22 protein-coding genes are annotated in these 21,705 nt (G+C 67.1%); 12 read left to right on the top strand and 10 right to left on the bottom strand.

What is annotated here, in order from left to right:
* Window positions 1–37 precede the first annotated feature (37 nt).
* Entirely contained in the window at window positions 38–1,558 is a 1,521-nt protein-coding gene (locus ACFSCW_RS02580) for an ABC transporter permease/substrate-binding protein (RefSeq protein WP_380886580.1), read from the bottom strand.
* The gene (locus ACFSCW_RS02585; RefSeq protein ID WP_380886582.1) at window positions 1,555–2,301 is read right to left on the bottom strand and encodes an ATP-binding cassette domain-containing protein; all 747 of its coding nucleotides are present in this window, start codon (window positions 2,299–2,301) and stop codon (window positions 1,555–1,557) included. Before ACFSCW_RS02585 ends, ACFSCW_RS02580 begins: the two co-directional genes overlap by 4 nt.
* A gap of 27 nt (window positions 2,302–2,328) precedes the next feature.
* Here ACFSCW_RS02585 and ACFSCW_RS02590 point away from each other — a divergent pair, with 27 nt between their 5' ends.
* Window positions 2,329–3,114, top strand: coding sequence for an SDR family oxidoreductase (locus tag ACFSCW_RS02590; RefSeq protein ID WP_380886584.1), 786 nt, complete (start codon window positions 2,329–2,331; stop codon window positions 3,112–3,114).
* A 1-nt stretch (window position 3,115) separates the two neighbouring features.
* On the opposite strand, the gene pdeM is transcribed toward ACFSCW_RS02590, so the two are convergent.
* The 6 genes from pdeM to ACFSCW_RS02620 all read right to left on the bottom strand — a co-directional run bounded on the left by pdeM (window position 3,116) and on the right by ACFSCW_RS02620 (window position 10,262).
* Window positions 3,116–3,778 carry a ligase-associated DNA damage response endonuclease PdeM gene (gene pdeM, locus ACFSCW_RS02595; RefSeq protein ID WP_380886586.1) on the bottom strand — a complete coding sequence of 221 codons (663 nt, stop codon included), beginning with the start codon at window positions 3,776–3,778 and terminating at the stop codon, window positions 3,116–3,118.
* 130 nt (window positions 3,779–3,908) lie between these two features.
* Window positions 3,909–5,084, bottom strand: coding sequence for a dipeptidase (locus tag ACFSCW_RS02600; RefSeq protein ID WP_380886588.1), 1,176 nt, complete (start codon window positions 5,082–5,084; stop codon window positions 3,909–3,911).
* Window positions 5,084–6,496: a M20/M25/M40 family metallo-hydrolase gene (locus tag ACFSCW_RS02605; RefSeq protein ID WP_380886589.1), complete on the bottom strand. Its 1,413-nt coding sequence runs from the start codon at window positions 6,494–6,496 to the stop codon at window positions 5,084–5,086. The genes ACFSCW_RS02600 and ACFSCW_RS02605 overlap by 1 nt, the downstream gene beginning before the upstream one ends.
* A gap of 109 nt (window positions 6,497–6,605) precedes the next feature.
* On the bottom strand, window positions 6,606–7,511 hold the full coding sequence (locus ACFSCW_RS02610) for an aspartyl protease family protein (RefSeq protein WP_380886591.1): 906 nt from the start codon (window positions 7,509–7,511) through the stop codon (window positions 6,606–6,608).
* A 46-nt stretch (window positions 7,512–7,557) separates the two neighbouring features.
* Window positions 7,558–9,972 carry a ligase-associated DNA damage response DEXH box helicase gene (locus ACFSCW_RS02615; protein ID WP_380886593.1) on the bottom strand — a complete coding sequence of 805 codons (2,415 nt, stop codon included), beginning with the start codon at window positions 9,970–9,972 and terminating at the stop codon, window positions 7,558–7,560.
* Window positions 9,973–10,076: 104 nt separating this feature from the next.
* Window positions 10,077–10,262: a hypothetical protein gene (locus tag ACFSCW_RS02620; RefSeq protein WP_380886595.1), complete on the bottom strand. Its 186-nt coding sequence runs from the start codon at window positions 10,260–10,262 to the stop codon at window positions 10,077–10,079.
* Between the two features lie 83 nt (window positions 10,263–10,345).
* On the opposite strand from ACFSCW_RS02620, the gene ACFSCW_RS02625 reads away from it, so the two are divergent.
* The 4 genes from ACFSCW_RS02625 to ACFSCW_RS02640 all read left to right on the top strand — a co-directional run bounded on the left by ACFSCW_RS02625 (window position 10,346) and on the right by ACFSCW_RS02640 (window position 15,039).
* Window positions 10,346–10,786, top strand: coding sequence for a hypothetical protein (locus ACFSCW_RS02625; RefSeq protein WP_380886597.1), 441 nt, complete (start codon window positions 10,346–10,348; stop codon window positions 10,784–10,786).
* A complete protein-coding gene (locus tag ACFSCW_RS02630; protein WP_380886599.1) occupies window positions 10,783–11,781 on the top strand; it encodes a ligase-associated DNA damage response exonuclease in 999 nt (332 codons plus the stop codon). Before ACFSCW_RS02625 ends, ACFSCW_RS02630 begins: the two co-directional genes overlap by 4 nt.
* 132 nt (window positions 11,782–11,913) lie before the next feature.
* Window positions 11,914–12,768 (top strand): thiamine-phosphate kinase, encoded by an 855-nt coding sequence (thiL, locus tag ACFSCW_RS02635; protein ID WP_380886601.1) that lies wholly within the window; start codon window positions 11,914–11,916, stop codon window positions 12,766–12,768.
* A 99-nt stretch (window positions 12,769–12,867) separates the two neighbouring features.
* Window positions 12,868–15,039 carry a sodium-translocating pyrophosphatase gene (locus ACFSCW_RS02640; RefSeq protein WP_380886603.1) on the top strand — a complete coding sequence of 724 codons (2,172 nt, stop codon included), beginning with the start codon at window positions 12,868–12,870 and terminating at the stop codon, window positions 15,037–15,039.
* A gap of 57 nt (window positions 15,040–15,096) precedes the next feature.
* Here ACFSCW_RS02640 and ACFSCW_RS02645 read toward each other — a convergent pair whose 3' ends face one another.
* Window positions 15,097–15,492 (bottom strand): PilZ domain-containing protein, encoded by a 396-nt coding sequence (locus ACFSCW_RS02645; protein WP_380886604.1) that lies wholly within the window; start codon window positions 15,490–15,492, stop codon window positions 15,097–15,099.
* A gap of 137 nt (window positions 15,493–15,629) precedes the next feature.
* On the opposite strand from ACFSCW_RS02645, the gene infA reads away from it, so the two are divergent.
* From infA to ACFSCW_RS02680, 7 genes are all read left to right on the top strand, one after another.
* Window positions 15,630–15,848: a translation initiation factor IF-1 gene (infA, locus tag ACFSCW_RS02650; protein ID WP_003049127.1), complete on the top strand. Its 219-nt coding sequence runs from the start codon at window positions 15,630–15,632 to the stop codon at window positions 15,846–15,848.
* 56 nt (window positions 15,849–15,904) lie between these two features.
* On the top strand, window positions 15,905–16,480 hold the full coding sequence (locus ACFSCW_RS02655; protein ID WP_380886606.1) for a Maf family protein: 576 nt from the start codon (window positions 15,905–15,907) through the stop codon (window positions 16,478–16,480).
* Window positions 16,473–17,408 carry an Rne/Rng family ribonuclease gene (locus tag ACFSCW_RS02660; protein ID WP_380886609.1) on the top strand — a complete coding sequence of 312 codons (936 nt, stop codon included), beginning with the start codon at window positions 16,473–16,475 and terminating at the stop codon, window positions 17,406–17,408. The genes ACFSCW_RS02655 and ACFSCW_RS02660 overlap by 8 nt, the downstream gene beginning before the upstream one ends.
* Before the next feature lie 68 nt (window positions 17,409–17,476).
* The gene (locus tag ACFSCW_RS02665; RefSeq protein WP_380886611.1) at window positions 17,477–18,685 is read left to right on the top strand and encodes an LL-diaminopimelate aminotransferase; all 1,209 of its coding nucleotides are present in this window, start codon (window positions 17,477–17,479) and stop codon (window positions 18,683–18,685) included.
* An 8-nt stretch (window positions 18,686–18,693) separates the two neighbouring features.
* On the top strand, window positions 18,694–19,470 hold the full coding sequence (locus tag ACFSCW_RS02670; protein WP_380886612.1) for a sulfite exporter TauE/SafE family protein: 777 nt from the start codon (window positions 18,694–18,696) through the stop codon (window positions 19,468–19,470).
* A gap of 97 nt (window positions 19,471–19,567) precedes the next feature.
* The gene (locus ACFSCW_RS02675) at window positions 19,568–20,308 is read left to right on the top strand and encodes a class I SAM-dependent methyltransferase (RefSeq protein WP_380886615.1); all 741 of its coding nucleotides are present in this window, start codon (window positions 19,568–19,570) and stop codon (window positions 20,306–20,308) included.
* A 38-nt stretch (window positions 20,309–20,346) separates the two neighbouring features.
* Window positions 20,347–20,829 (top strand): DUF2721 domain-containing protein, encoded by a 483-nt coding sequence (locus tag ACFSCW_RS02680; protein ID WP_380886618.1) that lies wholly within the window; start codon window positions 20,347–20,349, stop codon window positions 20,827–20,829.
* A gap of 286 nt (window positions 20,830–21,115) precedes the next feature.
* Here the strand turns inward: ACFSCW_RS02680 and ACFSCW_RS02685 are convergent, their stop codons facing one another.
* Window positions 21,116–21,619, bottom strand: a complete 504-nt coding sequence (locus ACFSCW_RS02685) for a hypothetical protein (RefSeq protein ID WP_380886621.1) — start codon at window positions 21,617–21,619, stop codon at window positions 21,116–21,118.
* Window positions 21,620–21,705 lie beyond the last annotated feature (86 nt).

Below are 21,705 nucleotides of genomic sequence, written 5' to 3' on the forward strand. Positions count from 1 at the left end.
CCCCCATAATCCCGCAGCATGGAACGAGCCATGGCTTTCACCGGAGCTGTGCGTCGAGCCAGGCCGCTGCCTGATCGGGCGTGCGCTTGTTTCTGTCGCGATCGACGCTGTAGTTGGCCGCGCGCATGGCCTCGACGCCGGTCCGGCCGGTCAGCGGGCGAAGCACGTCGATGAATCGTCGATCGTTTGCGTGGGCGGGAGCGACGAGGAGCAGCGCGTCGTAGCTCGGGATCGCGTGGCGCGGATCGGCGAGCACCACCAGCTTTTGCGCTGCGATCCTGCCGTCAGAAGAGAAGGCCGAAATCGCGTCCGCCGCTCCGCTGTCGATCGCGCGGTACATGAAGGTCGGGCTGTAACCGCGGGTCGCGGCGAAGCGCAGGCCATAGGCATCGCGCACCGCCGCCCATTCGGGCCGCTCGAGAAACTCGAGGTCGCTGCCCAGCACCATATGCGGCGCTTCTCGGGCGAGATCGTCGAGGCTGCGGAGTTTGAGCCGCTGCGCGTCCGAGCCGCGCACCGCGATCGCATAGGCGTTCTCAAACCCGAGCGCGCCGATCAGCTTCACGTGATGCTCGCGCGTGGCCCAGCGTCCGATCTCCTCGGCCATGCGCGCCGGCTCGGGGATGTCGCGCCGCTTCATCTCATTGGTCCAGAGCGTGCCGGCATAATCGACGTAAACGTCGACATCGCCGCTCGCCAGCGCACGAAAGATCACCGCCGAGCCCAGGCCTTCGCGATAGCGCACCTGATAGCCCGCCGCTTCCAGCCGCCGCCCGATCAAACGCGCAAGGATGTACTGCTCGGAGAAATTCTTGGCGCCGATCGTAACCACCGGCCGCTGCGGCACGAGCCTGGGTGCGAGCGCGGTCGCGCTGCCGATGAGCAGCAGGGCCGTGCCGAGCCACACGAGCGCCTTCCGGCGCAGCTTGATGCCACGCTCGACCAAGCCGAGCAGCGCATCGGCCAGCAAGGCGAGCGCTGCGGCGGCGAGGCACCCGGCAGTGACCAGCGTCCAGTCCTGCGTCTGCAGGCCGGCGAAGATCAAGTCGCCCAAACTCGGATAGCCGACGGTGGTCGAGAGCGTGGCTGCGCCGATTGTCCACACCGCGGCGGTGCGGATGCCCGCCATCACCACCGGCGCGGCAAGCGGCGCCTCGACGATGCGGAGCTTCTGGCCTGCGGTCATGCCGACACCATCCGCGGCCTCGCGCACCGCCGGGTCGATGCCGGTGAGGCCCGCAACGCCGTTTCGCAGGATCGGCAGCAGGGCATAGAGGGCAAGCGCGAGGAGCGACGGCAGGAAGCCGAGCGCCGGAATACCACCGCCGACCAGCGCGGAGATTGCGAGCAGCACGGGATAGAAAAGCGCGAGCAGCGCCAGCGCCGGGATGGTCTGGACCAGGCTCGCAAGGCCGAGCGCGATCCGCGCCACATGCCGGTTCCGCGCCGCCCAAACCGAAAGCGGCAGAGCGACGGCAAGGCCGAGCAGCAGCGCCGCCGCGGCCAGCAAGACATGGCTCGCGAGCAATTCCGGAACGCGGGACCAGGCGCCGCTCATGCGCCCAATGCTTTCAGCCGTTCGGCCTGATCGCGCGGCACCTCGACCAATGCCGCCGCCTCCGGCCCGGCACGCCCCGCGAGCAGATCGGCGGGCGAGCCGTCGCCGACGATCCGCCCCGCCGCCATCACCAGCACGCGGTCCGCGAGCAGCAGCGCCTCGGCCATGTCGTGCGTGACCATGATCGTGGTAAGGCCTAGGCGATCGTGCAGGGCACGATAGGCGCGGCCGAGCGCATCGCGCGTGACGGGATCGAGCGCGCCGAACGGCTCGTCCATCAACATCAGCCTGGGGCCAAGCGCGAGCGCACGGGCGACGCCGACCCGCTGTTTCTGCCCGCCCGAAAGCTGGTTCGGCATGCGTGAGGCCATGTCCGGGAGCAGTCCGACGAGATCGAGCAACTCCGCCACGCGATCTCCAGCCGGCTGTCCCTCCAGCCGGAACCCGATCGTCACATTCTCCGCGACGCTCAGGTGCGGGAACAGGCCGATATTCTGGAAGACATAGCCGATCTGGCGCCGCAGCGCGTGCGGCTCCTCGTCCGCCACATCCGCGTCGTCGAGCAGCACGCGGCCGGAGTCCGGCACAATCAGGCGATTGACCGCCTTCAGCAGCGTCGACTTGCCTGAGCCGGAGCTGCCGACCAGCGCGACGAAGCTGCCCGACGCCACCTCCGCCGTCACCCCATCGACAGCGGACACGTCATCGAAGCGCTTGCAAACGGCGTCGAAGCGGACTTGCATGGGTAAAGGTTGAAAGAAGGGGCGGGCATGCGCAAGGCGATCTTCATTACCGGCGGCGGATCGGGCATCGGCCGCGCGACTGCGGAGCTGTTCGCGAAGCGCGGCTGGTTCGTCGGATTGGCCGATCTCAACCCGACCGGCCTCGACGAGACGGCGCGTCTGATCGCTCCCGAAAAAGCCTTCACGGTGAAGATGGATGTCCGCGACCGCTCCCAATGGCGAAAGGCGCTTGCCGATTTCGTCGTGGCGAGCGGCGGGCGGCTCGACGTGCTGTTCAACAATGCCGGCGTTGGACATGGCGGCCCGTTCGCGCTGATGGACGAGGACAAGCGCGATCTCGTCATCGACGTGAACCTGAAGGGGGTGATCAACGGCGCCGAGGCCGGACTGCCGCATCTGAAGGCGACGCTGGGATCGTGCCTGGTCAACACCTGTTCGGCGGCGGGGCTTTATGCGGGGCCACGCATGTCCGTCTATGCGGCGAGCAAATTCGGCGTGCGCGCGCTGACCGATTCGCTCGATGCCGAGTGGGAGGACGAAGGCGTGAAGGTCCGGTCGATCATGCCGAGCTTCATCGACACGCCGTTGCTCGACAATGTCGCCGCCGGTTCGAACCTGTCGGGCCGCGAGCATGTAAAAGCGATGGGGTTGGAGTTCACGCCGGTCGAAACGGTCGCCGAGGCGGTGTGGGACGCAGTGCACGGCAAGAAGCGCCACGTCGTGGTCGGCAAGACCGCCAAGCGGCTCGCCTTTCTGCTCCGCTGGGCGCCGAGCCTCGTCAGCCGTATCCGGCCGAAGCAGCCCGTCGAATAGCTCAGGCGACCAGAGGGAAGCGCAGCAGCCGATCGGAAACCGGAACCAGCGCCTCGGCCCGGGGGCCGACGGCGCGGACGATCTCGGGGTGATGCGCGTCGAGGCCGCCGGTCAGTGCGCCGAAGGCCGGCAGGATCAGCTTGGTGCTGGTCAACACGAAGCAGCGGCGGGCGACGTTGCGGCCGCGGTGGTGGAGGCGGAGCTTCGGGTGGAAATGGCCAGAGAGCTCGGGGCGGGTCTCGCCCGGCTCGGCCTCGTGGCGGAGGATCAGCCCTTCGACTTCCGCCTCGACCATGACCCCGCCGCCGCAATGATCGACCAGACCCGCGTCGTGGTTGCCGGTGATCCACACGAAGCGGAGCTTGGCCGTAAGCTCGGTCAGCATTCGCCGCGGCTCGGCGGGCAGCCGCTCGCAGCCATCCCGGTCGTGGAAGCTGTCGCCCAGGCACCAGAGTTCGCGCGCCTCGGTTCGACGCGCGAGCGCCGTCAGCTCGGTCAGCGTGGCCTGCGAATCATAGGGCGGCAGCATCTGGCCGGCGCGCGCGAACCAGCTCGCTTTTTCCAGATGCAGGTCGGCGACGATCAGCGCCTGGCGCGCCGGCCAGAACAGCGCGCCTTCGGGACGCGCGACCAGCTCATGTCCGGCGAACGAAAAGGGAACCATGCAAGGCCAGTAGCAGAAGAGGCGTCGAAGTCGAGCACCTCGCAGCCGTCACCCCGGACTTGATCCGGGGTCCACCTTCTTACTCCAGCGCACGGAAGAAGGTGGATGCCGGATCAAGTCCGGCATGACGTTACTTGGTGGCCAGCCGTTGCGCCTCGCCAAGCGCGCGGAGCAGGTTGCCGCTCCAGATCTTGGCAACGTCCGCGTCCGAATAGCCCGCCTTCTTCAGCGCAGCCGTGATGCGAGGCAGGCCGGAGATATCGTTCATCCCGATCAGCCCGCCGCCGCCGTCCCAGTCCATGCCGATGCCGACATGGTCGGGACCGACCAGCTTCAGCACATAGAGCAGGCTTTCCATGAAGCGGTCGAAAGTCACCGGATTGGCGGTCTTGGTCGCTTCCAGCCGTGCCCAGGCCTGACCCGCCTCCCGGGCTTCCCTCGGGCTCGCGTCTTCTAGCGACTCCCACTGGCCCGAAAGCTTGTCGCGCTCCGGCCGATCGTCCATCGGCGCCAGGAACACCGAGTTGACCTGGATCACGCCGCCCTTGGCCGCGATCTTCTTGATCCGCGCATCGTCCAGATTGCGGGGACTGTCGTAGAGCGCACGCGGGCCGGAATGCGACAGGATCACCGGCGCCTTCGACAGCTCCAGCACCTGGTCGACCGTCTCGTCCGACGAATGGCTGAGATCGACCAGGATGCCGAGGCGATTCGCTTCCTTGACCCACTCGCGGCCGAGCGAGCTGAGGCCGCCCCAGGTCCGCTTGCCGCCCTTGGTTGCATCGGCGAACTGGTTGTCGCCATTATGCACCGGGCCGGCGAGCCGGACGCCGACGTCGTAAAAGTCCTTCATCGTCGCGACCGTCGGTCCCAGCGGATAGCTGTTCTCTATCGACTGAAAGACGGCGCGCTTGCCCTTGGCGGCAATCCGCCGTGCGTCATCCGGCGTGAAGGCCAGTTCCATCTCGTTCGGAAGCTGGCGCACCATCGCGCGGATCCAGGCCTCGCGTCGCCAGGCGTGCGCCTTGGCTGCCGCATAGCCTTCGGCCGTCAGAGGACCCTGCTGCGTGTAGATGACGAAGAAGCCACCATCGAGGCCGCCTTCCTTCATCCGCGGCAGGTCGATCTGGCTGATGTCGTCGGTGAAGCTGTGGCGCTGGGCGAAATTCCATCCCGGCCGGCCGAGATTGACCGGCGTGTCGAGATGGGTGTCGAGCACCAGCAGCCGCTCATGCAGCGCACGGATCGCGGGCGAAACGGCGGGCTGCTGCGCGGCGGCGGCAGCCCCGAGAAGGAATGCCAGCATCACGAGGCGTTCGCGTACAGCTTGACGAGGTCGTAGAGATAATCCCGGCCTTCGTAGAGCGAGTGGACGCGGATGCGCTCGTTGAGGCCGTGCGCGCCGTTGCCGTCGGACTCGCCGAAGATGCCGGGCACGCCGTAAACCGGGATGCCGATCGCCTCGAGGAAGATGCCGTCCGTCGCGCCGGTCGACATCACCGGCGTCATCGGCACGCCGGGGAAATATTTCTTCGCGAGCGTCTGCGACGGGCCGATGATCTTCGGGTCGAGCGGCGGGGTGACGGCGAGCGGCCGGATCGGCGGGACGGCGGTGACTTTCACCTTCGGGTCGCCGATCGCCTTTTCGAGCGCGGCTTGCGTGGTCTCGACGGTTTCGCCGGGCGCAATGCGACAGTTCACATTGGCGCCGGCGCGCTGGGGCAGTGCGTTGTTGGCGTGACCGCCGTCCAGCAAAGTCGCGACGCAGGTGGTGCGCAGCATCGAATGGAAGGTCGGGTCTGCTGAGACGATCTTGTCCGCCGCGGCGTCGTTGGGATTGGCGATCAACGCCGTCATCGCCGCGCCCGTCTCGCCGCCCAGCATCTTGGACGTGTTGGTGAAAAAGGCGCGGTTGACGTCGTTGAAATGGACCGGGAACTCATAGGCCCGGACCTTTTCGAGGGCATCGGCGAGCTCGTAGATCGCGTTGTCCGGAACCGGCCGCGAGCTGTGGCCGCCCGGATTGGTGGTCTCCAGCCGGTAATTCTGTGTCGCCTTCTCGCCGATCTGGGTGACCAGCATCTGGCGATTGCCCTGCGGGTCGAGCCGGCCGCCCCCGCCTTCGTTGAGCGCGAAACCCGCCGCGATCAGCTCGGGCTTGTTCTTGGCGATCCATTCGGCGCCGTTGAACGCGTAGGTGGTTTCCTCGCCGCAGGTCAGCGCCATCTTGATCGTGCGCTTGGGGCGGAAGCCCTCATGCTTGAAGCGGATCAGGCTGTCGGTCCAGATCGCCGCCATCGACTTGTCGTCGGCCGAGCCGCGGGCGTAGAAAAAGCCGTTCTCCTCGACGAGCTTGAACGGGTCGCGGGTCCAGTCCTCGCGCTTCGCCTCGACCACGTCGATATGGGCGAGCAGCAGCATCGGCTTGGCCTTGGCGTCGGTGCCTTTCAGCACGGCGACGACCCCGCCTTCCTTCGGATGCTCGGGCGTCGCGAAATAGGTGATATCGCTGTCAGAAAAGCCCGCGGCTTTGAGGCGCGCGCCCATCTTGTGCGCGGCTTCGGTGCAGCTTCCGGCCGAGAGCGTCGTGTTGGTCTCGACCAGCTCCTGATACAGTTCGCGGAACTGGGCCTGGTCGGGCCTGAGGGTCTGGGCGGCGAGCGGCTGGGCAAGCAGGGCGGCGGCGCTGGCAGCGCCGAGCAGGTTCTTCAGATGCAATGTTCTCTCCCGTCACCCCCGGATCGATCCGGGGCCCGCCGTTCTTGTTCTCCATCGCCGCGAGAAAGAAAAGGTGGATTCCCGCTTTCGCGGGAATGACGCGATCAGATTATCTGGCCGCCATCAGTGTGCGGCCGGTGAGCGATGCGCCGTCGGGCATGATGAAGCGGACTTGCTTGTTCGCGAAATCGACCGAGACGCGTTCGAACAGGCGGAGCGCGTCCATGCCGAGCAGCAGCGCCGGCTTGTTGGCGAGGCCGAAGCGCTTGAACGGTTCGGCGTCGGTGAAGGCCACCGGGATGTTGTTCATGTCGACGCCGCCGATCTGGATACGCTCGATCTGGGCGAATTGCGCCTCCAGCGTCTGGCCGGTCACGCTGGTGACGGTGACCGTCCGGGTTACCGGCGCCTTCTTGCGCTGAGTAATTCTTTTCAGAAGGGCCAGATTGCCGATGCTGGTCTGCGCGCCGGTGTCGATGATCACCTGCACCTTTTCGCCGAGGAAGCGCGAATCGACGAGGATGAGCTGGCCGTATTTGCTGCGCGCGGTGACGACGATCGTGTCCGGATCGGTGTCGCCCGCATAGCGCGACGGAACCACTTTCATCTCGTTCTTCTTGAAGTCGAGCAGCACGCGGCGGGTCTGCAGGCTGTCGATGCCGAGCATGCCGCTGGCCCCGATATGCGCCTGATCGAGCGCGGGCGCTTCGATTTCCTTCACTTTCGAGCCCGACAGCTCGAGCGACGGCACCAGCACGGTGTTGACCTTGCCGGCGCCGGTGACGGTCACGAGGTTGCGGACAGGCCCCTGAGCGAGCCCCAGACGATCGGCGAGCTGGCGCGAGATCACGGTGCGCTCGGCGCCGGTGTCGATGACAAAGGGAAAGGCCTCGGAGCCGGCGATCCTGACCGGAACGGTCATCCGGGCGTGGCGGTCGGCGCCCAGCGCGACGTTCGCGGAATCGGGCGGAGGCGTTTCGCTCGCTGCCGCCAGCGCCAACAACATCGCGAACATTGCAGTCTCTCCTTTGATCGGAGGCTCTGCCTGTTCCGGGAAAGTGTCAATCGGTCGACATCGCTTCGGCGACGAGCGCTTCCGCTTCGATCAACAGCAAGTCGTCGACCGTGCCTTGCGCGACCCGCTCGCGCCCGATCAGCACCAGCACCGGCACCGCCAGCGGGCTGACGCGGTCGAGGCTGACATGCAGCATCGTATCGTTCGCGCGGTCGAGCAGGTTCGCCAAGCGGCCGACATCGGTCATCTTGGCGCGGGCATCCTCCCAGGCGGCGCGCAGCAGCAAATGGTCGGGCTCGTAGCGGCGGAGCACGTCGTAGATCAGATCGGTCGAGAAGCTGACCTGCTTGCCGGTCTTGCGCTTGCCTGGGTGCTGGCGCTCGACCAGGCCGCCGATCACGGCGACTTCGCGAAAGGCGCGCTTGAGCAGCGAGGATTGCTGCACCCAGTCAACGAACTCGTGCTCCAATATGTCGGGCGAGAAGAGCGCGCGGGGATCGCTGACCGGCTCAAGGCTGTAGGTGGCGATCGCATAATCGCTGGCGACGAAGCCGAGCGGCTTGATGCCGAGCGTCTCCATTCGCCGCGTGACCAGCATGCCGAGCGACTGGTGCGCGTTCCAGCCTTCGAAGCTGTACACGACCATGTAGTGGCGGCCTTCGCGCGGGAAGGTCTCGATCAGGAGCTGGTCGGGGCCGGGCAGCGCCGAGCGGCGGGCCTGCATTTCCAGCCATTCGCGCACGTCGTCGGGAAAACGCGGCCATTCTTGCGGCGAGGCGAGGAAGGCGCGGACGCGGTCGGCCAAGTGCGTCGAGATCGGCATGCGCGCGCCGCCATAGGTGGGAATGCGCGCGGGTTTTGAGGTGGCGCGCACGATCAGGTCCTCGACCTCGATCTTCTCCACTTCCAGGACCAGCCCGGCGAAGAAGAACGTGTCCTTGGGCGAGAGCGTGGCGGCGAAGCTCTCCTCGACCTTGCCGACGGTGCGGCCATTGCGGAAGCGGACGTTCAGCATCGTCGCCTCGACGATGATGCCGGCGTTCAGACGGTGCTGCGTCACGAACCTGGGGTGGCTGACGCGCCACGTTCCGTCGGGATCGCGCGTCAGCCGCTTGAACCGGTCATAGGCCTTCAGCGCATAGCCGCCCGACTGGATATAGCTCAGCACCTGGCCGAAGCGCTCGTCGGTCAGCGCCGAATAGGGGAGGGCGGAGCGGATTTCGTCGAGCAGTCCCGCTTCCTCGAACGGCGCGGCGCAGGCGCAGGCCATGATATGCTGGGCAAGCACGTCCAGCGCGCCGGTGCGGAAGACATCGTTGTCGAGCTCGCCCGCGGTGACGGCGTCGAGCGCCGCGCGCGCTTCCAGATATTCGAAGCGGTTGCCGGGGACGAGGATCGCTTCGGAGGGCTCGTCCAGCCGGTGATTGGCGCGGCCGACACGCTGCACCAGCCGGGATGCGCCCTTGGGCGCGCCCATCTGGATCACGCAATCGACATCGCCCCAATCGACGCCGAGATCGAGCGAAGCGGTCGCGACCAGGGCGCGCAGCCGGCTGTCCGCCATCGCTTGCTCGACCTTGCGGCGCGCGTCTACCGAGAGGCTGCCATGGTGGATGCCGATCGGCAGCTTCAGCTCATTGACCGCCCATAGGTCCTGAAAGATCAGCTCGGCGAGGCTGCGCGTGTTGCAGAAGACGATCGTCGTCTTGTGCGTCTCGATCTCCGCCATCACTTGCGCCGCGGCGTAGCGCCCCGAATGGCCCGCCCAAGGGATGCGGTCCTCGGGAATCAGGATCGAGATGTGCGGGTCGGCGCCTTTCTCGCCCTGGACTAGCGTGACCGCGTCGATATCGCCGTCGGGGGCGAGCCAGGCGCGGTAGCCGTCGGGATCGGCGACGGTGGCGGAGAGCGCGACGCGGCGGAGATTGGGCGCGATCCGCTGCAGCCGGGCCATCGACAGCGCGAGCAGGTCGCCGCGCTTGCCGGTGGCAAAGGCGTGGACCTCGTCGACGACAATCGTCTTGAGGCTCGCGAACATCGTGAAGCTGTCGGGATAGGAGAGTAGCAGGCTCAGGGACTCCGGCGTCGTCAGCAGCATTTGCGGTGGGCGCACCCGCTGCCGCGCCTTGCGGTCGGACGGCGTGTCGCCAGTGCGGGTCTCGACGCGGATGTCGAGGCCCATTTCGGCGATCGGCGTCAGCAGGTTGCGCTGCACGTCGACCGCGAGCGCCTTCAGCGGCGAGACGTAGAGGGTGTGGAGGCCATCGGCCGGCTGCTCGATGAGCTCGGCGAGGCTGGCCATGAAGCCGGCGAGCGTCTTGCCGGCGCCGGTGGGCGCAACCAGCAGCGCATGCTCCCCGCGCCGCGCCGCCTCCAGCATTTCGAGCTGATGCCGCCGCGGGCTCCAGCGCTTGGCGGCGAACCACTCGGCGAGTTGCGTCGGGAGAGAATTCAAAAACACCTCGTCACCCCGGACTTGATCCGGGGTCCACCTTCTTCTTTCCGTAAGCTCGCAAAAGGCAAGGCAGATGCCGGATCAAGTCCGGCATGACAGACCTAGCGTGTCTACCGCTCCACCCGATCCTCGGGTGCATTGTCGGCGCCGCGTTCGCGGAACTCGCGGGTCGCCTGCTCGGTGCGGGCGATTTCAGACGGGCTGTTGTGCTTGCGATTGCGGATCATGCCGGTGAACATGACAAGCCCGAGCGCGATGGTGGCGAGCGCCAGAAAGATGATCCAGACGGAGCCCATTACTCTCTCCTCCGATAACGGTTCGGCTCGTCAACGAAGCGGAACGGTTTGCGATCCAGCCGGGTTGGGCTAGCCAGACGCACATGACACAGCCTTTCATCCGCGCCGCGGCCTTCGCGGTCCTGTCCCTCATTCTGCTCGCCGTGCTCAGCGTGCTCGTGTTCCTCGTCATGATCGGCGTGCCCAAGGGCGCGGACGCGATGGCGAGCTTCCAGGCGCAGGCGGCCCAGATGGCGCCGACCGTTGACTTGGTGCTGGGCGGGCTGATCCTGCTCGTCTGCGGCTGGCTGGCCGCGCGGCCTTTCGCCGGGCGCGACGCGATCATCACCGCAGGGACGATGGCCGTGCTCTACATCGTGCTCGACGTGCTGATCGTGCTGACCGTCGGCGACGTGCGGCAAATGAGCTTCGCGACAACGGGCCTTTCCTATGCGGTGAAGGTCGCCGGCGCGCTGATCGGCGGCTGGCTGGCGAGCCGGACGCCGGCGCGCTCCGTCGACACGGTCCTGCCCGAAACCGAATGAACGCGCTCGGCGCCTGGATCGAGCCGCATCCGGAAGGCATCTATGTGCCGCCCGCCGATGCCTGGATCGATCCGTCGCAGCCCAAGGCGCGCGCTCTCGTCACCCACGGCCATAGCGACCATGCCCGAGGCGGCCACGGCGCGGTGTGGGCCACGCCGGAGACGCTCGCGATCATGGACGCGCGCTATGGCGAGCAGGCGGCGCACCCGGTCGCCTATGGCGAGACCATCCGGATGGGGGACGTGCAGGTGAGCTTCGTGCCGGCGGGCCATGTGCTCGGCTCCGCGCAGATCGTGCTGGAGCATGGCGGCGAGCGCGTCGTCGTCTCCGGCGACTACAAGCGCCGGCCGGACCCGACCTGCCCGCCGTTCGAGCCGCAGCCGTGCGACATCTTCATCACCGAGGCGACGTTCGGCCTTCCCGTGTTCGTCCATCCCGACACCGGCGACGAGATCGACAAATTGCTGGAGGCTCTCCGCGCCAATCCGGAGCGGTGCGTGCTGGTCGGGGCCTATGCGCTCGGCAAGGCTCAGCGAGTCATCTCGGAGCTGCGGCTGCGCGGGCATGACGATCCGATCTACATCCACGGCGCGCTGCAGCGGCTGTGCGACCTTTATGCGGCGCATGGCGTGCCGCTCGGCGAGCTTCGGCCGGCGACCGGCGTGGCGAAGGCGGAGATCGCAGGGCAAATCGTGCTCGCCCCGCCGGGGGCATTGAACGATCGCTGGAGCCGACGTTTGCCCGATCCGATCACGGCGATGGCCTCCGGCTGGATGCGCATCCGCCAGCGCGCGGTGCAGCGCAACGTCGAACTGCCGCTGATCCTCTCCGATCATGCCGATTGGAACGAGCTGACCGACACGATCCTGGAGATCGCGCCGAAGGAAGTGTGGGTCACGCACGGCCGCGAGGATGCGCTGATCCACTGGTGCATGACGCGCCAGATCAAGGCGCGCGCGCTCGATCTCACCGGCTATGAAGACGAGGATGACTAGCTCCCCTCTCCCGGGGGGAGAGGGCGACTCGCGAAGCGAGCGGGGTGAGGGGGTACGGTGCCCGTCGTCGCGCAGCCGATCCCCTCACCCGGACGGCTTCGCCGCCTCGACCTCTCCCGACGGGAGAGGTGTGTGAACGAGGCCGAGTTCATCGATGCGCTGAGAGGCCTGGCGCGCGATCCGGCGGCGCGGGGGTTGCTGGACGATGTGGCGGTGCTGGGCGATCTGGTGTTCACCCACGACATGATCGTCGAGGGCGTCCATTTCCTTCCAAACGATCCGCCCGAGGATGTAGCGTGGAAGCTGGTGGCGGTGAATTTGTCCGACCTTGCCGCGAAGGGAGCGGAGCCGGTGGGGTGCTTGCTGGGCTACACTTTGGGGCCGGCGGAGTGGAACGCCGCGTTCATCGCCGGGTTGGGCGCCGTACTTGAGCACTACTCAATGCCGTTGCTCGGCGGGGATACAGTGAAGGCGAACGGGCCGCGTAGTTTCGGCCTGACTGCGATTGGACGCTCCGCGCATGCGCCGGCACGCGAGGGCGCACAGGCTGGTGATGCACTTTATGTGACCGGCGTCATTGGTCGCGCCGGTGTCGGGCTGGAGTTGCTCAAGACCGGCCGAACGGGTCCCGAGATCGAGGCTTATCGCCGCCCGCAGCCGCGGCTGGCGGAGGGGCGGGCGCTCGCGCCGGTCGTGCACGCCATGATGGACGTGTCGGACGGGCTGCTGATCGACGCGGCGCGGATGGCCGAGGCGAGCGGACTGGCGGTCGAGACCGACCTCGATGACGTTCCCGTCGCCGGCGATCCGATGCGCGCGGTGACGGCGGGGGACGATTACGAGCTGCTGTTCGCTGCGCCTGCGGACCTGCCGCTTCCCGTCGCCGCCACAAGGATCGGGCGGTTCGCGGCGGGGGGTGGGCTCAGCCTGACACGCGGCGGACAGGCTATCGCGTTGCCTTCGTCGCTCGGCTGGGTGCACGACTAACCTGTTTCGCTTGCCCTTTGCGAAAACCCGACTCATAACCCCGCCCCGACAAAGCGGCCGGGGCATAAGAGCCGCATTTCTCTAGGGGAAAGGGTTTCGATGAACGTCGTACTCATCGCCATCGCCTGCGGATTGCTTGCGGTGGTCTATGGTTTCGTGACCAGCCGCCAGGTGCTGTCGCAGCCCGCGGGCAACGAACGCATGCAGGAAATCGCCGGCGCCATCCAGGAAGGCGCCAAGGCCTATCTGGGCCGCCAATACACGACGATCGCGGTCGTCGGCGTCGTCGTCGCCGTGCTGGTCGCGGTATTCCTGGGCCTTGTCTCTGCGGTCGGCTTCGTGGTCGGCGCGGTGCTCTCGGGCGTCGCCGGCTATATCGGCATGAACATCTCGGTGCGCGCAAACGTCCGCACGGCGGAAGCGGCGCGGACCTCGCTGCAGGGTGGTCTCACCACCGCGTTCCGCTCGGGCGCGATCACCGGCATGCTCGTGGCGGGCCTGGGTCTGCTCGCGATCGCCAGCTTCTTCTACGTGCTGACCGACGTGCAGGGTCATGCGCCCGATGACCGCGTCGTCATCAACGCGCTGGTCGCGCTTTCCTTCGGCGCCTCGCTGATCTCGATCTTCGCGCGCTTGGGCGGCGGTATCTTCACCAAGGCCGCCGACGTCGGCGCCGACCTGGTCGGCAAGGTCGAGGCCGGTATCCCCGAGGACGATCCCCGCAACCCGGCCGTGATCGCCGACAACGTCGGCGACAATGTCGGCGACTGTGCCGGCATGGCCGCCGACCTGTTCGAAACCTATGTCGTGACTTTGGGCGTGACGATGGTCTCGGTCGCCCTGCTCGTGCAGGCGAGCTCGGCCGAGCTGCTGCGCCTGATGGCGCTGCCGCTCGTCATCGGCGGCGTCTGCATCATCGCCTCGATCATTGGCACTTACATGGTGCGTCTCGGCGGCAAGCAGTCGATCATGGGCGCGCTCTACAAGGGCTTCTGGACCACGGCGATCCTGTCGGTTCCGCTGCTGTATGCCGCCACCAAATACACCCTCGGCGATCTCGACACGCCGATCGGCGGCGCGGCGCAGCTCGACGCCGGCCCGGATCCGTTCACGACCGGCACCGACGTTGCGACGGCGGCGGCAAGCGGCCCGAGCTTCACCGGCATGGACTTGTTCTGGTGCATGCTGATCGGCCTGGCCGTCACCGGCCTGATCGTGTGGATCACCGAATATTACACCGGCACCAACTACCGTCCGGTCAAGTCGATCGCCAAGGCATCGGAAACAGGCCACGGCACCAACGTGATTCAGGGCCTTGCCGTCTCGCTCGAATCGACTGCGCTGCCGACGCTGGTGATCGTCGTCGCGGTGATCGCGACCTTCCAGATCGCCGGCATCATCGGCATCGCCTTTGCCGCGACCGCGATGCTGGCGCTCGCCGGTATGGTCGTCGCATTGGACGCTTATGGCCCGGTGACGGACAATGCCGGCGGCATCGCCGAAATGGCGGGGCTGGAAGGCGAAGTCCGCAACCGCACCGACGCGCTCGACGCGGTCGGCAATACTACCAAGGCAGTGACCAAGGGTTATGCGATCGGCTCGGCCGGCCTTGCCGCGCTGGTGCTGTTCGGTGCCTACACGACCGACCTGAAGGAGTTCTTCCCTGACCTGACCGTCGATTTCTCGCTGTCCAACCCGTACGTGATCGTCGGCCTGCTGCTGGGGGCTTTGCTCCCCTATCTGTTCGGCGCGATGGGCATGACGGCGGTCGGCCGCGCGGCCGGCGCCGTGGTCGAGGAAGTGCGTGGCCAGTTCCGCGACAACAAGGGCATCATGGAAGGGACCAGCCGTCCCAATTACGCCCGAACGGTCGACCTGGTCACCCGCGCCGCGATCAAGGAGATGATCGTCCCCAGCCTGTTGCCGGTGCTGGCGCCGATCGTCGTCTATTTCGTGATCAAGCAGGTGGGCGGCCCCGCAAACGGCTTCGCCGCGTTGGGCGCGCTGCTGCTGGGCGTGATCGTATCCGGCCTGTTCGTCGCCATCTCGATGACCTCGGGCGGCGGCGCGTGGGACAATGCGAAAAAGTATATCGAGGACGGCAATTACGGCGGCAAGGGCTCCGAAGCCCATAAGGCGGCCGTGACCGGCGACACGGTCGGCGATCCCTACAAGGACACCGCCGGCCCGGCCGTCAATCCGATGATCAAGATCACCAACATCGTCGCGCTGCTGCTGCTCGCGGCCCTCGCAGGCCACGCCGTCGGCTGATCTTCGATACTGGAAAAGAAAGGCCCGTCCGGAGCGATCCGGGCGGGCTTTTTCTTGTCAGTCCTTCCGCAGGCCCTCGACATATTTGAGCGAGCGGCTCGGCACGACGATCGGCTTTATGTGATCGGGCGTGCGCTGGCCGTTGCCGACCGGCTTGATCGCCTTTTCGGGTTTGATCGGCCGCGCGAATTTCAGGCCGTACCAGTTGCTGCGCCGCCAGGCGATTTCCGCCTTCACCGCGCCAATCCCGCGCACGTCCACGGTCACGTTCTCGCCGCGCTTCATCGGCTCGACCGGCACTGCGTTCAGCTCGATCTTGATGCCGACCGCCGAAAGGTCGCGCACGCGGCCGGAATAGGCCTCGCCCGCGTCCGTCCCGATAGTGGCGCGAATCATGAAATTCTGCCGCCGCGCGGCGCGCCGGGTTTCTCCGACCGAAATCGTCTTGAGCATCGTTGGGCCCTCCAGCGCGGCACATTAGCCGGGAAATGGTTTTCAGCTCGTTAGCCTCGCGCCCGTTCGCTTCCCTTTTGCGCCGCGGTTCGTTAAGGCGGCGCGATTTTTTCGCCCTCAGAGACAAAGGCAGCTGCTTGGCCAAGGAAGAACTTCTGGAAATGCGGGGACAAGTCGTCGAACTTCTCCCCAATGCAATGTTCCGCGTGCGCCTGGAGAATGATCACGAGATTCTCGGCCACACCGCGGGCAAGATGCGCAAGAACCGCATCCGCGTGCTGGTCGGCGACGAAGTGCTCGTCGAACTCACGCCCTACGACCTCACCAAGGGCCGGATTACCTACCGGTTCAAGTGACGGCCCCGACAGGCCGTCATCCCGGCGAAGGCCGGGATCCATCAAGGGGTCACACGGTGACGCGCCCCAAGCTCATCCTCGCATCCGCTTCCCCGCGCCGTCTCGACCTGCTGGCGCGGATCGGCGTCGTGCCGGACGCGGTGGTGCCGGCCGATATCGACGAGTCGGTGCGGGCGGGCGAGCTTCCTGTGCGGCATGCCGAGCGGTTGGCGGCGGAGAAGGCTTTGGCGGTCGCCGAGGCGGGCGCGCTGGTGCTGGCGGCCGACACCGTGGTGGCGGCTGGGCGGCGGATTTTGCCCAAGGCCGAGGATGAAGCGACCGCGCGCAAGTGCCTGGAGCTGCTGTCCGGGCGACGGCACCGCGTGCATAGCGCGGTCACGCTGATCGATGCGGGAGGCCGTGCGCGGCACCGGCTTTCGACCAGCATCGTCACGTTCAAGCGGCTGACGGCGGCGGAGATCAACGCCTATCTCGCCAGCGGCGAATGGCACGGCAAGGCGAGCGGCTACGCGATCCAAGGCCGCGCCGAAGCGTTCGTGCGCTTCCTCGCGGGCAGTCATTCGGGCGTCGTGGGCCTGCCGCTGTTCGAGACGCGGGCGCTGCTGGTCGCCTCAGGCTACCCGTTTGGCTGAGTGGCTGGTCGAAGCCGGCATCGGCGAGACGCGCGCCGCGCTGGTCGAGGACGGCCATATCCTCGAGGCGCGGATCGACCGGGACGACGGGCATTTGCGGGCCGGGGCGATCTGCGCTGCGCGGCTGACGCGGAAGGCCGGCAGAGCGGGGCGCGGCGAAGTGACGCTCGAAGGCGGGGAGGTGGCGCTGCTGGCGTCGGTGCCGGCTTGCCTGACAGAAGGCGCGCCGCTCACCGTCGAGATCGTGCGCGAGGCGATTCCGGAGCGCGGGAATCCCAAGCTGCCGCTCGCCCGTGCGACGGATGAGGCGCCGCAGGCTGCGCCGGGATTGCTGGAAGAGCTCGGCGGGCGGGCGGCTCCGGCGCACGGCCCCGATCTGCTGGAGCAGGCGGGTTGGTCGGAGCTACTGGAGCAAGCCGAGACGGGGCTCGTGCCCTTTTCTGGCGGCCTGCTGCGGATCGCTCTGACGCCGGCGATGACCGTGATCGATGTGGACGGGGACTTGTCGCCGGTGGAGCTCGCTATCGCCGGCGCAGGAGCGGCGGGCGGGGCGATCCGCCGGTTCAATATCGGCGGCTCGATCGGGATCGACCTGCCGACCTTGCCGGACAAGCGCGGGCGGCAGGCTGCTGCGGAAGCGATCGACGCCGCCCTTCCGCAGCCGTTCGAACGGACGGCGGTCAATGGCTTCGGCTTTCTCCAGATCGTCCGCCGCCGGGTGCGGCCGTCGCTGCTGGAGCTGGTGCAAGCCGATCCGGCGCGCGCGGCGGCCTTGGCGCTGCTGCGCCGGCTCGAGCGCGAACCGCTGCCCGGACCCGATCCCATTTCAGCGCGGCCTGCCGTCGCGCGCCTGATCGCCGCACACCCCGATTGGACCGGCGAACTCGCCCGCCGGCGTGGCCGTGCGATCCGAATCGAGGCCGCCTAGTTCAGCTTCGCCGCGAAACAAGCGGAGTTGGGTGGAGAGAAGCCGCGCTATTCTGTAAGGCTGTCGGCATGGACAACGATTTTTACCGCATCAAGCGGCTGCCGCCCTATGTCATCGCCGAAGTGAATGCGATGCGCGCGGCAGCACGCGCGGGCGGTGAAGACATCATCGATCTCGGCATGGGCAATCCTGATCTGCCGCCGCCGCCGCACGTGATCGACAAGCTCTGCGAGGTGGCGCGCAAGCCGGACGCGCACGGCTATTCGGCGTCGAAGGGCATTCCCGGCCTGCGCCGCGCCCAGGCCGGCTACTACGCCCGCCGCTTCGGCGTCGAGGTCGATCCCGAGCGCGAGGTTGTGGTGACGCTTGGCTCCAAGGAAGGGCTCGCCAATCTTGCGCAGGCGATCACCGCGCCCGGCGACGTGGTGCTGGCGCCCAATCCCAGCTATCCGATCCATACCTTCGGCTTCATCATCGCCGGCGCGACGATCCGCTCGGTGCCGACCACGCCCGACGAGCGCTATTTCGAGAGCCTGGAGCGGGCGGTCCGCTTCACGGTGCCCAAGCCGTCGGTGCTGGTGATGGGCTATCCGTCGAACCCCACCGCCGAAGTCGTCGACCTCGCTTTCTACGAGCGCGTCGTCGCGTTCGCGAAGGAGCATGGGCTCTGGATCCTGTCGGACCTCGCTTATTCCGAAATCTATTTCGACGATTGCCCGACGCCGTCGATCCTGCAGGTGCCGGGTGCGAAGGACGTGGCGGTCGAGTTCACGTCGATGTCCAAGACCTATTCGATGGCGGGCTGGCGCATGGGCTTCGCTGTCGGCAACCCGACGCTGATCGCGGCGCTGACGCGGGTGAAATCGTACCTCGATTACGGCGCCTTCACCCCCATCCAGGCGGCGGCAGTCGCGGCGATCAACGGGCCGCAGGATATCGTCGAGCAGAACCGTCAGCTCTACAAGAAACGCCGCGACGTGCTGGTCGAAAGCTTCGGCCGTGCCGGGTGGGAAATCCCGCCGCCGCGCGCCTCGATGTTCGCCTGGGCGCCGCTGCCGCCGGCGCTCGCGCATTTAGGTAGCCTTGAGTTCTCCAAACAATTGCTCACCCATGCAGGCGTCGCCGTCGCCCCCGGCGTCGGCTATGGCGAGGAAGGGGAGGGCTTCGTTCGCATCGCCATGGTCGAGAATGAGCAACGCATCCGTCAGGCGGCGCGCAACGTGAAGCGCTACCTTGCCAGCATGGGCGTCAACACGCCTGCGCGGAACTCGGCCTGACGCCTTTCGTGCACGTCGACCTGCTCTATTCGATCGCGGGCGTGCTGGTCGGCCTGCTCGTCGGCATGACCGGCGTCGGCGGCGGCTCGCTGATGACGCCGATCCTGGTGCTGATCTTCTCGTTCCATCCGGCGACCGCCGTCGGCACCGACCTGCTCTATGCCTCGGCGACCAAGCTGGTCGGCACCGGCGTACATGGCTGGCGCGGCACGGTCGACTGGAAAGTCGTGCGGCGGCTGGCGACCGGCAGCGTGCCGGCGACGCTGATCACGCTCGCGGCCCTCAGCATCGCGAAGATGAAGGCGGAGGATGTCGGCTTCGTCATCACCAAGCTGCTGGGCGTGGCGCTGGTGCTGACCGGAGTGATGACGATCTTCCGCAAGCGCATCGTCGAGCGGCTGAGCGGACGATTCGAACGCTATGACGACCGGCGGATTGCCTGGCTCACCGTTCTGCTGGGCGTCCTGCTCGGCGCCTTGGTGACGCTGACGTCGGTCGGCGCCGGCGCGCTCGGCATGACGGCGCTGCTGGTGCTCTATCCGCGTTTTCCCGTCGCGCGGCTGGTGGGATCGGACATCGCCCATGCCGTGCCGCTGACTCTTATCGCGGGCCTTGGCCATCTGGCGCTCGGGTCGGTCAACCTCTCGCTGCTGGTATCGCTGCTGATTGGCTCCGTGCCCGGCATCATCGTCGGCAGCCTGATCGCGACCCGCATTTCGGATCGCGCGCTCACGCCGATCCTGGCCGTGACGCTTGCCGTCGTGGGAGCCCGGCTGGTCGCCTGACCGGTCGACCAACCGCCGAAAGCGCTCGACGGCGGGGGGTTGAGCGGCATCGCGAACAGGCAGATTGTGCGCCCCTCAACGATACGGGGGAACACCCATGCGCCTGCCCTTGCTGCTTGCTTCGATCGCGCTCGCCAGCGCGTCCGCCGCCATCGCACGACCTGCCGACTACCAGCCTGCCGTTGCGTTCAAGGGCCGGCCCGCCGACGCGGTGGAGATGGACGCCGGCCGGCACCCTGCCGAAGTGCTGGACTTCATGGGCCTGAAGAAAGGTATGCACGCGGTCGATGTGCTGACCGGCGGCGGCTATTATGCCGAGATCATGGCGCAGGCGGTCGGCCCGAAGGGTAGCGTCGTCGCCTGGGAGCCGCAGGGCTTCGCCGACCGCGCCAAGGACAAGCTCGACCCGCTGCTCGCCCGCGAGCCGAACGTAAAGCTCGTCACCGACTTCCGCACTGCGATGCCGGCAAACAGCTATGACTTCGCGATGATCCACCTGAACTATCACGATTTCTATTGGGAGAGCGAGAAATACGGGGTGCCGCGCACCGATCCCGACAAGGTGCTGGCGGTGCTCTATGCGGCGATGAAGCCCGGCGGCACCGTTGCCGTAGTCGACCATGTCGGACCGGCCGGCGACACCCGCGCCGTCGTGGACAAACTCCACCGCATCGATCCGGAAACGGTGAAGGCAGACTTCAAGCGCGCCGGCTTCGTGCTCGACGGCGAGAGCGACATGCTGCGCGTCTCGGCCGACGATCACACAAAGAACGTGTTCGACCCCGCCGTGCGCGGCAAGACCGACCGCTTCGTGTACCGGTTCAAGAAGCCGCGATGACTTGACCGGGCAGGCCGGGCCGCGCCATCGCGGCGCCAATGCACGACCTGCCCGCCATTTCCTCGATCGCGCAGACGATCCAGCTCGCGATCGCGCCGGTCTTCCTGCTGGCGGGGATCGGATCGATCCTGAACGTCCTCGCCGGCCGTCTGGCACGCGTGGTCGATCGCTCACGCGTCCTGGAGGAATTGCACGCCAACAGCGAAGGCGAAGAGCATCAGCGCTATGTCGAGGAGCTCAGGATCGTCGACCGGCGCATGCGGCTGACCAACACGGCGATCGCTTTGATCGTCGCCAGCGCGATCGTGGTGTGCGCGCTGGTCGCTTTGCTGTTCATCACCCAGCTTGCCGGCCTGCCGTTCCGCGTCGCGGTCGCGATCGCCTTCGTGCTTGGCATGAGCTTGCTCGTCGCCGGGCTGGTGCTGTTCCTGATCGAGATCAACCTGGCGCTCAGCTACGTGCACGTGCGCGAGGAATTGCTGGAGCGCGACGAGCGGCGGCGGCGCTGGCGCACAAAATGAAAAAGGTTGCCGGACCCGAAGACCCGGCAACCCCTTACATGGTCAGCGGCCGGAAGGCCGCCCGGAAGCCTTAAGGCTGCAGCCCGTTAGGCGCGCAGCTCCCGAACGGACAGAACCGACCTCTCTGCTGAACCATGAGACATCGGATCACCTCCTTTCGCTTGTTGAAGCCATGCGAACCGGTTGGCCCGCATCGGGAATGTGAATCGGCGCGAGTCGCCGATCAAGTCTTGCAAATAATATTTTTTCGAACGATTCTGGTCGGGTTGCGCCGGTTCGCACCGGCCTAGCGGCAATCCTCGATCACTCGCGAAATTTCAGGCCAGCTCGGCACGATCAGCTCCTGCGCGCTCGCCTGCAGCATGAAGCGTCCGCGGCTATAGGCGATGCGGTCGAGCATCGGGTCGCGCGCGGCGAATACGATCAGCAGGCCGGCGTCGCTGGCGGCGGCCTGAAGAGTCATGTCGCCGTCGCTGGTGCGGACGATCAAGGGGCCGGCAGGCGCGCCCGGCCAGGTCATTCGGACCTGGGCGGCACGCGGATCGCAGGTCAGCGCCAGACGGGGAAGCGCGCCGGTCTCGCCATAGCGCGCCTCGCTCTGACCGCCGCTCCGGGCGTAGCTCCAATCGCCGGACGTATAGGCCCGGTCTCGCCAGTCGGCGGGCGGCGGAGGAGGGAGCGGCGTGGGGGTGGGCGTCGGTGTCGGGCGGGGAAGCGGCGGCGGCGCGGCCTGTTGCGGCGCGACGCAGGCGGAGAGCATCAGAAGAGAAAAGCCGATCGCCCGCCGCATGCACGCTCCTGTTCCGGTTGGACGGAACGCATGGCGGGAGCCGCCGCGCGTTGCAAGCATGGGGCGCGACGGCCGGAGGGGTTCGG

The organism is Sphingomonas tabacisoli (assembly GCF_042678385.1).
Lineage (GTDB): Bacteria > Pseudomonadota > Alphaproteobacteria > Sphingomonadales > Sphingomonadaceae > Sphingomonas_B > Sphingomonas_B tabacisoli.

Bases quoted from the DNA above. Each gene is read 5' to 3' on its own strand.
- ACFSCW_RS02580 (WP_380886580.1), bottom strand. From the start codon at position 1,558: ATGAGCGGCGCCTGGTCCCGCGTTCCGGAATTGCTCGCGAGCCATGTC.
- ACFSCW_RS02585 (WP_380886582.1), bottom strand. From the start codon at position 2,301: ATGCAAGTCCGCTTCGACGCCGTTTGCAAGCGCTTCGATGACGTGTCC.
- ACFSCW_RS02590 (WP_380886584.1), top strand. From the start codon at position 2,329: ATGCGCAAGGCGATCTTCATTACCGGCGGCGGATCGGGCATCGGCCGC.
- pdeM (WP_380886586.1), bottom strand. From the start codon at position 3,778: ATGGTTCCCTTTTCGTTCGCCGGACATGAGCTGGTCGCGCGTCCCGAA.
- ACFSCW_RS02600 (WP_380886588.1), bottom strand. From the start codon at position 5,084: ATGCTGGCATTCCTTCTCGGGGCTGCCGCCGCCGCGCAGCAGCCCGCC.
- ACFSCW_RS02610 (WP_380886591.1), bottom strand. From the start codon at position 7,511: ATGTTCGCGATGTTGTTGGCGCTGGCGGCAGCGAGCGAAACGCCTCCG.
- ACFSCW_RS02620 (WP_380886595.1), bottom strand. From the start codon at position 10,262: ATGGGCTCCGTCTGGATCATCTTTCTGGCGCTCGCCACCATCGCGCTC.
- ACFSCW_RS02625 (WP_380886597.1), top strand. From the start codon at position 10,346: ATGACACAGCCTTTCATCCGCGCCGCGGCCTTCGCGGTCCTGTCCCTC.
- ACFSCW_RS02630 (WP_380886599.1), top strand. From the start codon at position 10,783: ATGAACGCGCTCGGCGCCTGGATCGAGCCGCATCCGGAAGGCATCTAT.
- ACFSCW_RS02640 (WP_380886603.1), top strand. From the start codon at position 12,868: ATGAACGTCGTACTCATCGCCATCGCCTGCGGATTGCTTGCGGTGGTC.
- ACFSCW_RS02645 (WP_380886604.1), bottom strand. From the start codon at position 15,492: ATGCTCAAGACGATTTCGGTCGGAGAAACCCGGCGCGCCGCGCGGCGG.
- ACFSCW_RS02665 (WP_380886611.1), top strand. From the start codon at position 17,477: ATGGACAACGATTTTTACCGCATCAAGCGGCTGCCGCCCTATGTCATC.
- ACFSCW_RS02675 (WP_380886615.1), top strand. From the start codon at position 19,568: ATGCGCCTGCCCTTGCTGCTTGCTTCGATCGCGCTCGCCAGCGCGTCC.
- ACFSCW_RS02680 (WP_380886618.1), top strand. From the start codon at position 20,347: ATGCACGACCTGCCCGCCATTTCCTCGATCGCGCAGACGATCCAGCTC.
- ACFSCW_RS02685 (WP_380886621.1), bottom strand. From the start codon at position 21,619: ATGCGGCGGGCGATCGGCTTTTCTCTTCTGATGCTCTCCGCCTGCGTC.